The sequence below is a fragment of the Streptomyces sp. NPDC054847 genome (assembly GCF_053610925.1).
Genome location: NZ_JBSGZJ010000425.1, coordinates 1 through 6,151 on the forward strand (window position 1 = coordinate 1; position 6,151 = coordinate 6,151).

Annotated in this window: 4 protein-coding genes; all 4 read left to right on the forward strand. The window is 71.5% G+C overall.

Features of this window, described 5'->3' with window-relative positions:
* Positions 1–282 precede the first annotated feature (282 nt).
* The 4 genes from ACWGH4_RS29135 (at position 283) to ACWGH4_RS29150 (ending at position 5,864) form a co-directional block, all read left to right on the forward strand.
* The gene (locus tag ACWGH4_RS29135; RefSeq protein ID WP_453466182.1) at positions 283–2,031 is read left to right on the forward strand and encodes an N-acyl-D-amino-acid deacylase family protein; all 1,749 of its coding nucleotides are present in this window, start codon (positions 283–285) and stop codon (positions 2,029–2,031) included.
* A complete protein-coding gene (locus tag ACWGH4_RS29140; protein WP_453466184.1) occupies positions 2,028–3,497 on the forward strand; it encodes an aldehyde dehydrogenase family protein in 1,470 nt (489 codons plus the stop codon). Before ACWGH4_RS29135 ends, ACWGH4_RS29140 begins: the two co-directional genes overlap by 4 nt.
* 283 nt (positions 3,498–3,780) lie before the next feature.
* On the forward strand, positions 3,781–5,334 hold the full coding sequence (locus tag ACWGH4_RS29145) for an amino acid permease (RefSeq protein ID WP_441265077.1): 1,554 nt from the start codon (positions 3,781–3,783) through the stop codon (positions 5,332–5,334).
* A 158-nt stretch (positions 5,335–5,492) separates the two neighbouring features.
* Positions 5,493–5,864, forward strand: a complete 372-nt coding sequence (locus ACWGH4_RS29150) for a hypothetical protein (protein ID WP_453466186.1) — start codon at positions 5,493–5,495, stop codon at positions 5,862–5,864.
* Positions 5,865–6,151: the final 287 nt, after the last annotated feature.

Consider the following 6,151-nt stretch of genomic DNA (forward strand, 5'->3'; position numbering starts at 1 on the left):
TTCGGGAAGGGGCGGGTAGGGGAACAAGCCCCCGCGCAGCGGACCCCGGCCCACCCCCACACGCACGGGCGGCGTCTTCCCGGACCGTCGCCCGTCGCGGCCCGGTCGGGGCGGCGCGCGTGGCCGCGGCCGGCCGCCGCACACCCCGGCCGGGCCACACCACAGCGCCGTCGCGGTGCCATCGGGGCGGCGCGCGTGGCCGCGGCCGGCCGCCGCACGCCTTGACCGGGCCACACCGCAGCACTCCACCCACATCAACGACCCCGTGCAGAAGGGGACGCCATGCTCGCCCACCTCATCCGCAACGCGACCGTCGTCGACGGCACCGGCGCCCCCGCCTACGCCGCCGACGTCGGCATCGGCGACGACGGCCGGATAGCCGTCATCACAGAGCCGGGCACCAGCACCGGCGCCCCCTCCGCGAGGACCGTCGAGGACGCCACCGGCCTCGTCCTCGCCCCCGGCTTCGTCGATCCGCACACCCACTACGACGCCCAGCTGTTCTGGGACCCGTACGCCACCCCGTCCCTCAACCACGGCGTCACCACCGTCGCCGGCGGCAACTGCGGTTTCACGCTGGCGCCGCTCAATCCGGACCGCCCCGAGGACGCGGACTACACGCGGCGGATGATGTCCAAGGTCGAGGGCATGTCCCTCGTCGCCCTCGAACAGGGCGCCCCCTGGAACTGGCACACGTTCGGCGAGTACCTGGACGCCCTCGAAGGCCGCACAGCGGTCAACGCCGGTTTCATGGTGGGCCACTGCGCGCTCCGCCGGCACGTCATGGGCCCGGAAGCGATCGGCGGGCAGCCGACCCCGGCGCAGCTCGAGCAGATGCTGGCCCTCCTCCACGACGCCATGGAGGCCGGCGCCTGGGGCCTGTCCACCACCCAGTCGTCGACGCACTCCGACGGTGACGGCAGGCCCGTCGCGTCCCGTCATGCCCTGCCGCACGAACTGCTGGCCCTCTCCAGGGCGGTGGGGGAGCACGAGGGAACCCAGCTCGAGGCGATCGTCGCCGGGTGCCTCGACCGGTTCGGGGAGGAGGAGATCGACCTTCTCGTGGAGATGAGCGCCGCCGCGGGACGGCCGCTGAACTGGAACGTCCTCACCATCGACGCCTCCGTCCCCGACCGCGTCCCCCGCCAGCTGGTCCCGTCCGAGCGGGCCCGCAAGGCCGGTGGTCGTGTCGTCGCGCTGACCATGCCGATCCTGACGCCGATGAACATGTCGCTGGGGACGTTCTGCGCGCTGAACCTGATCCCCGGCTGGGGCGAGATCCTTTCCTTGCCCGTGCCGCAGCGCATCGCGAGACTGCGTGACCCGGATGTCCGGGCCGGGATGCTGCGCCGCGCGGACTCCCCGGAAGCCGGTGTCTTCCGCCGGCTGGCCCACTTCGGCCGGTACGTCATCGGGGACACGTACACCCGGGAGAACGAGGGCCTCACCGGCCGCGTCGTGCGGGACATCGCCGCGGAACGCGGCCAGGACCCGTTCCAGTGCCTGGTCGAGATCTGCGCCAACGACGATCTGCGTACGGTCCTGTGGCCCATGCCCAGCGACAACGACCCGGACTCGTGGGCTCTGCGTGCGGAGACCTGGCAGCACGAGGACGTACTGCTCGGCGGCTCGGACGCGGGCGCCCACCTGGACCGGATGTGCGGCGCCCCGTACACGACCCGCTTCCTCGGGGACTGCCTGCGGGGCCGGAAGCTCGTCGGGCTGGAGGAGGCGGTGAAGATGCTGACCGACGATCCGGCCCGGCTTTTCGGTCTGCGCGACCGCGGCCGCGTCGTCGAGGGCCACCACGCGGACCTCGTCCTGTTCGACCCGGAGCGTATCGACGCCGGCCCGGCGACGCTCGTGCACGACCTCCCCGGCGAGAGCCCGCGCCTGGACGCGAAGGCCGTCGGGATCGTGTCCGTGCGGGTCAACGGTGTCGAGACGATACGGAACGACGAGGTCACCGGCGCCGTGCCGGGCAGGGTGCTCCGTTCCGGCCGTGACACGAGGACGGTGTCGACCCGGTGACGGCACCGGAGCGGGTCGGCCGGCGGCTGTTCATCGGCGGACAGTGGGTCGAGCCGGACAACGGGCACTACGAGGTGATCGACCCGGCGACGGAGGAGGTCGTCGGCCTGGCGGCCGAGGCGAGCCGTGCCCAGGTCCACGCCGCGGCCGCCGCGGCCCGCGAGGCCTTCACCACCTGGTCCCGTACACGGCCCGAGGAGCGCGCCGCGGTCCTGGACCGCGCGGCCGCCCTGGTCCTGCGTGACCGCGAGGCGCACACGGAGCTCGCCCGTGCCGAGAGCGGCGCGACGACGGCCACGGCGCGCGGGATGCAGGTGGCGGTGGCGGCGGCGCGGTTCGCCCGGTACGCCAAGGGTGCGCTGGAGCCGGTCGAGCGGGCCCTGCCGCCGCAGATCAGCGCGGCGGGCCCGATGGGCAAGGGGGGCGTGCTCGGCGCCGTCGCCGTGCGCCGGCCGGTCGGCGTGGTCACCTGCATCACCTCGTACAACAATCCGTGGGCGAACCCGGCCGGCAAGGTCGCGCCGGCGCTCGCCATGGGCAACACGGTCGTGGTGAAACCCGCCCCGCAGGATCCGCTGTCCGTCTACCGGATGGCGGCGGCCCTCGAGGAGGCGGGCGCCCCGCCCGGCACGGTGAACGTCGTCACCGGTTCCGCGCCGGCCGTCGGCGAGGCGGCCGTCGACTGCGAGGACGTCGACATGGTCAGCTTCACCGGCTCCACGGCGGTCGGGCAGCGCATCGCCGAGGTCTGCGGCCGCGGGATGAAGCGCCAGCTGATGGAGCTGGGCGGCAAGGGCGCGGCCCTTGTCTTCGACGACGCCGACATCGGTTCCGCGGTGCGCGGGATCGGTACGACGTTCTCCTTCTACAGCGGTCAGATCTGCACGGCGCCGACGCGGGTGATCGCGCAGCGCGGTGTGTACGACCGGCTGGTGGAGGGGCTGGCCGGCCTGGCGCGGGCCCTGCGCGTCGGAGACCCGCGCGATCCGGCCACGGTCGTCGGGCCGGTCATCTCGGCGGCGCACCGCGAGCGGGTGGAGTCGTATGTCGCGCTGGGCAGGAAGGAGGGCGCGCGACTGGTTGCGGGCGGCGGGCGGCCCGCCTTCGCGAAGGGCTTCTACGTGGCCCCCACGCTCTTCGCCGACTGCACGAAGGACATGCGCGTCGTGCGTGAGGAGATCTTCGGCCCGGTGGTCGTGGTGATCCCGTTCGACGACGAGGAGGAGGGCGTCGCGCTCGCCGACGACGGCGAGTACGGCCTGATCGACTACGTCTGGTCCGGGGATGTGGCCCGTGCCTTCCGGGTGGCGGGCCGGCTGCGGGCGGGCGGGGTCGGGGTGAACACCGTCGGGCGGAACATGGAGGCGCCGTTCGGCGGCTTCAAGCGCAGCGGCGTGGGCCGGGATGTGGGCTCGTACGCGCTGTATGCGTACAGCGAGCTCCAGTCGGTGGTGTGGCCGGGCTGACGGCGGGCGGCGCGTGGCTCAAGTCCCTTGCGGCGACCGGCCCGGCGCCCGGCCGGAAAAACGCACGGGAAATTTTGAAACCGGACAAAATGGATGTCGCTGCGGTTCTCGCATCTCGGAAGAGTGGCGCGACTGCCTTGAGATGTGCCGCTGGTAACCGCAGTGCGTCTTATGAATGACAGGGAACTATCAGGCTTGACCTTGGAATCGAGCGCTGTAGATCCAGGAGTATCCGGACTTCGATCATCCGGATGTGGAAACCGCAGCACTTAACGTCCTCTCCATGACACAGCTGGATGCGCGGCCACAGGCCGGAGACACGGTACGGAGCGCCCCCGACGGGGGTGTCCGCACCAAGGGCCTGGGCGGGAACTCCGTCGGCCTCATGGGTGGAGCTGTCATCGGCGTCTCGACGGTTGCCCCCGTCTACTGCCTGACCTCGACACTCGGACCGACCGTCGGCGAGGTCGGACTCCAGATGCCCGCCATCTTCCTGGCCGGCTTCCTGCCGATGCTGCTCGTCGCTTTCGCCTACCGGGAACTCAACAAGGCAGTCCCCGACTGCGGCACCTCCTTCACCTGGTCGGTGAAGGCCTTCGGCCCCAAGATCGGCTGGATGTGCGGCTGGGGACTGCTGGTGGCCACCGTCGTGGTCCTCTCCAACCTCGCCGGCGTGGCCACGTCCTTCTTCTGGCTCACCGCCGGGGAGATCACGGGCAGTGCCGACGTCGCCGCCCTCGACGGCAACAAGGCCGTCCACATCCTCACCACCCTGGGCTTCATCGCCGTCGCGACGGCCATCAGCTACCGGGGCATCACCGCGACCAAGTGGGTCCAGTACGCCCTGGTCGGCCTCCAGCTCGCCGTCATCGTGATCTTCGCGGCCATGGCGATCGCCAAGTCCGACGAGGTCGCCGGCTCCCTCGACTTCTCCCTGTCCTGGATGAACCCGTTCGGCGTCGAGTCCTTCTCCGCCTTCACCGCGGGGCTCTCCCTGTCGATCTTCATCTACTGGGGCTGGGACGCCTGCCTGTCCATCAACGAGGAGAGCGTCGGCAGCGCCCGCACACCGGGCCGCTCGGCCATGCTCGCCATGGTCGTCATCGTCGCCTCGTACCTGATGGTCGCCATCGCCGTGCAGATGTACGCCGGTATCGGCGAGAAGGGCACCGGCCTCGGCAACCCGGACACCTCCGACAACGTGTTCGCCGTGCTGGCCGACCCGATCATGGGCTCCGGTCTGGGCATCCTGCTCTTCGTCGCGGTCCTCGCATCCGCCGCGGCCAGCCTCCAGACCACCTTCATCCCGGTCGCCCGCACCGCCCTCGCGATGAGCGCGTACGACGCCATGCCGGCGGCGTTCGCGAAGGTCCACCCCCGCTTCAAGACCCCCGGGCTGGCCACGGTCGCCGCGGGCGTCGCGACCGGCGTCTTCTACACGGTGATGAGCCTCGTCAGCGAGAACGTCCTCGTCGACACGATCTACGCGCTCGGCCTGATGATCTGCTTCTACTACTCGATCACGGCCTTCGCCTGCGTCTGGTTCTTCCGCAAGGAACTGACCCGCTCGACCGGCAATCTGCTGGTCAAGGGCATCCTCCCCGGCGTCGGCGGCCTGATGCTCACCGCGGTCTTCGGCAAGACCCTCTACGACATGTGGGACCCGGCCTACGGCTCCGGATCCTCCGTCCTCGGCATGGGCTCGGTCTTCGTCATCGGAGTCGGCCTGCTGGTCCTCGGCTTCTTCCTGATGCTCCTCATGCAGCGCCGCAGCCCGGCGTTCTTCCGCGGCGAGGTCCTCACCAAGGAGACCCCGGCGCTGGAACTGGCCGACTGAACGACCTCTGCCGGGTCTGCGGTGCGCGTCGCGCGCCGCAGGCCCGGCTTTCGGCTGTCCGGGCCCCTGATCAGCGTCCGGGCTGCCGGGGCCAGCGGTGGCCCGGTCCGACCGCGTGGGCGGCTCCGCTGTCCGACCCGGCCCCTACAGTCAGCCGTATGACCGAGCCGCTGATCCGAGCCACCGAAGCCGGCGGGAGGTCCCTCGACGATCCGTCGGAGGTGGCCGTCCACGACCTGCTCGCCGACATGAACCTGTCGCACCCGTTCGTGATCGTCGAGCGGACCGACAGGGAGCCGGCCGGCCAGCACTTCATGCAGGTGTATCTGAACGATGATTTCAGCTACCAGGTCGAGTACCGCGAGGGCGGTGACCACCTGCACTTCGAGGCGCATGTGCCGTGGCAGGGGGACGTCATCGGACCCGAGCCGGTCGCCAAGGTCATCGGCGACTGGATGCGCGGCGGCGACACCTGGCGCACGGCGCTGCCGTGGACCCCGCTCTTCCCGGTGGGCAAGGACGGGCGGTAGGCCCGCGCCGGGGCCCGCATGACCACCGCGTCGGCGGTTCCGGCCTTGCGGCCCGGGGGTACGGGGGCGGCGGCCGCCCGGCCCTGGGGCGACGGGGCACGGCGGCGGGCCGGACCCCTGCGGCCACACTCGGCGGTCAGGCGGTACCGGCCTTGGGGCCGGGGCGGCGGCCCTCCGGCCCTGCGGTGCCGGCTTTGAGGCCGGGTGTGGTGCTGTACTGATGTGCACGGTGTGGGTGGTGCGGGGGGGGGGTCGGCTGTGGGGCCACTCGGCGGTCAGGCCGTACC

Coding starts and splice junctions, on each gene's coding strand:
- ACWGH4_RS29135 (WP_453466182.1), top strand. CDS start 283: ATGCTCGCCCACCTCATCCGCAACGCGACCGTCGTCGACGGCACCGGC.
- ACWGH4_RS29145 (WP_441265077.1), top strand. CDS start 3,781: ATGACACAGCTGGATGCGCGGCCACAGGCCGGAGACACGGTACGGAGC.
- ACWGH4_RS29150 (WP_453466186.1), top strand. CDS start 5,493: ATGACCGAGCCGCTGATCCGAGCCACCGAAGCCGGCGGGAGGTCCCTC.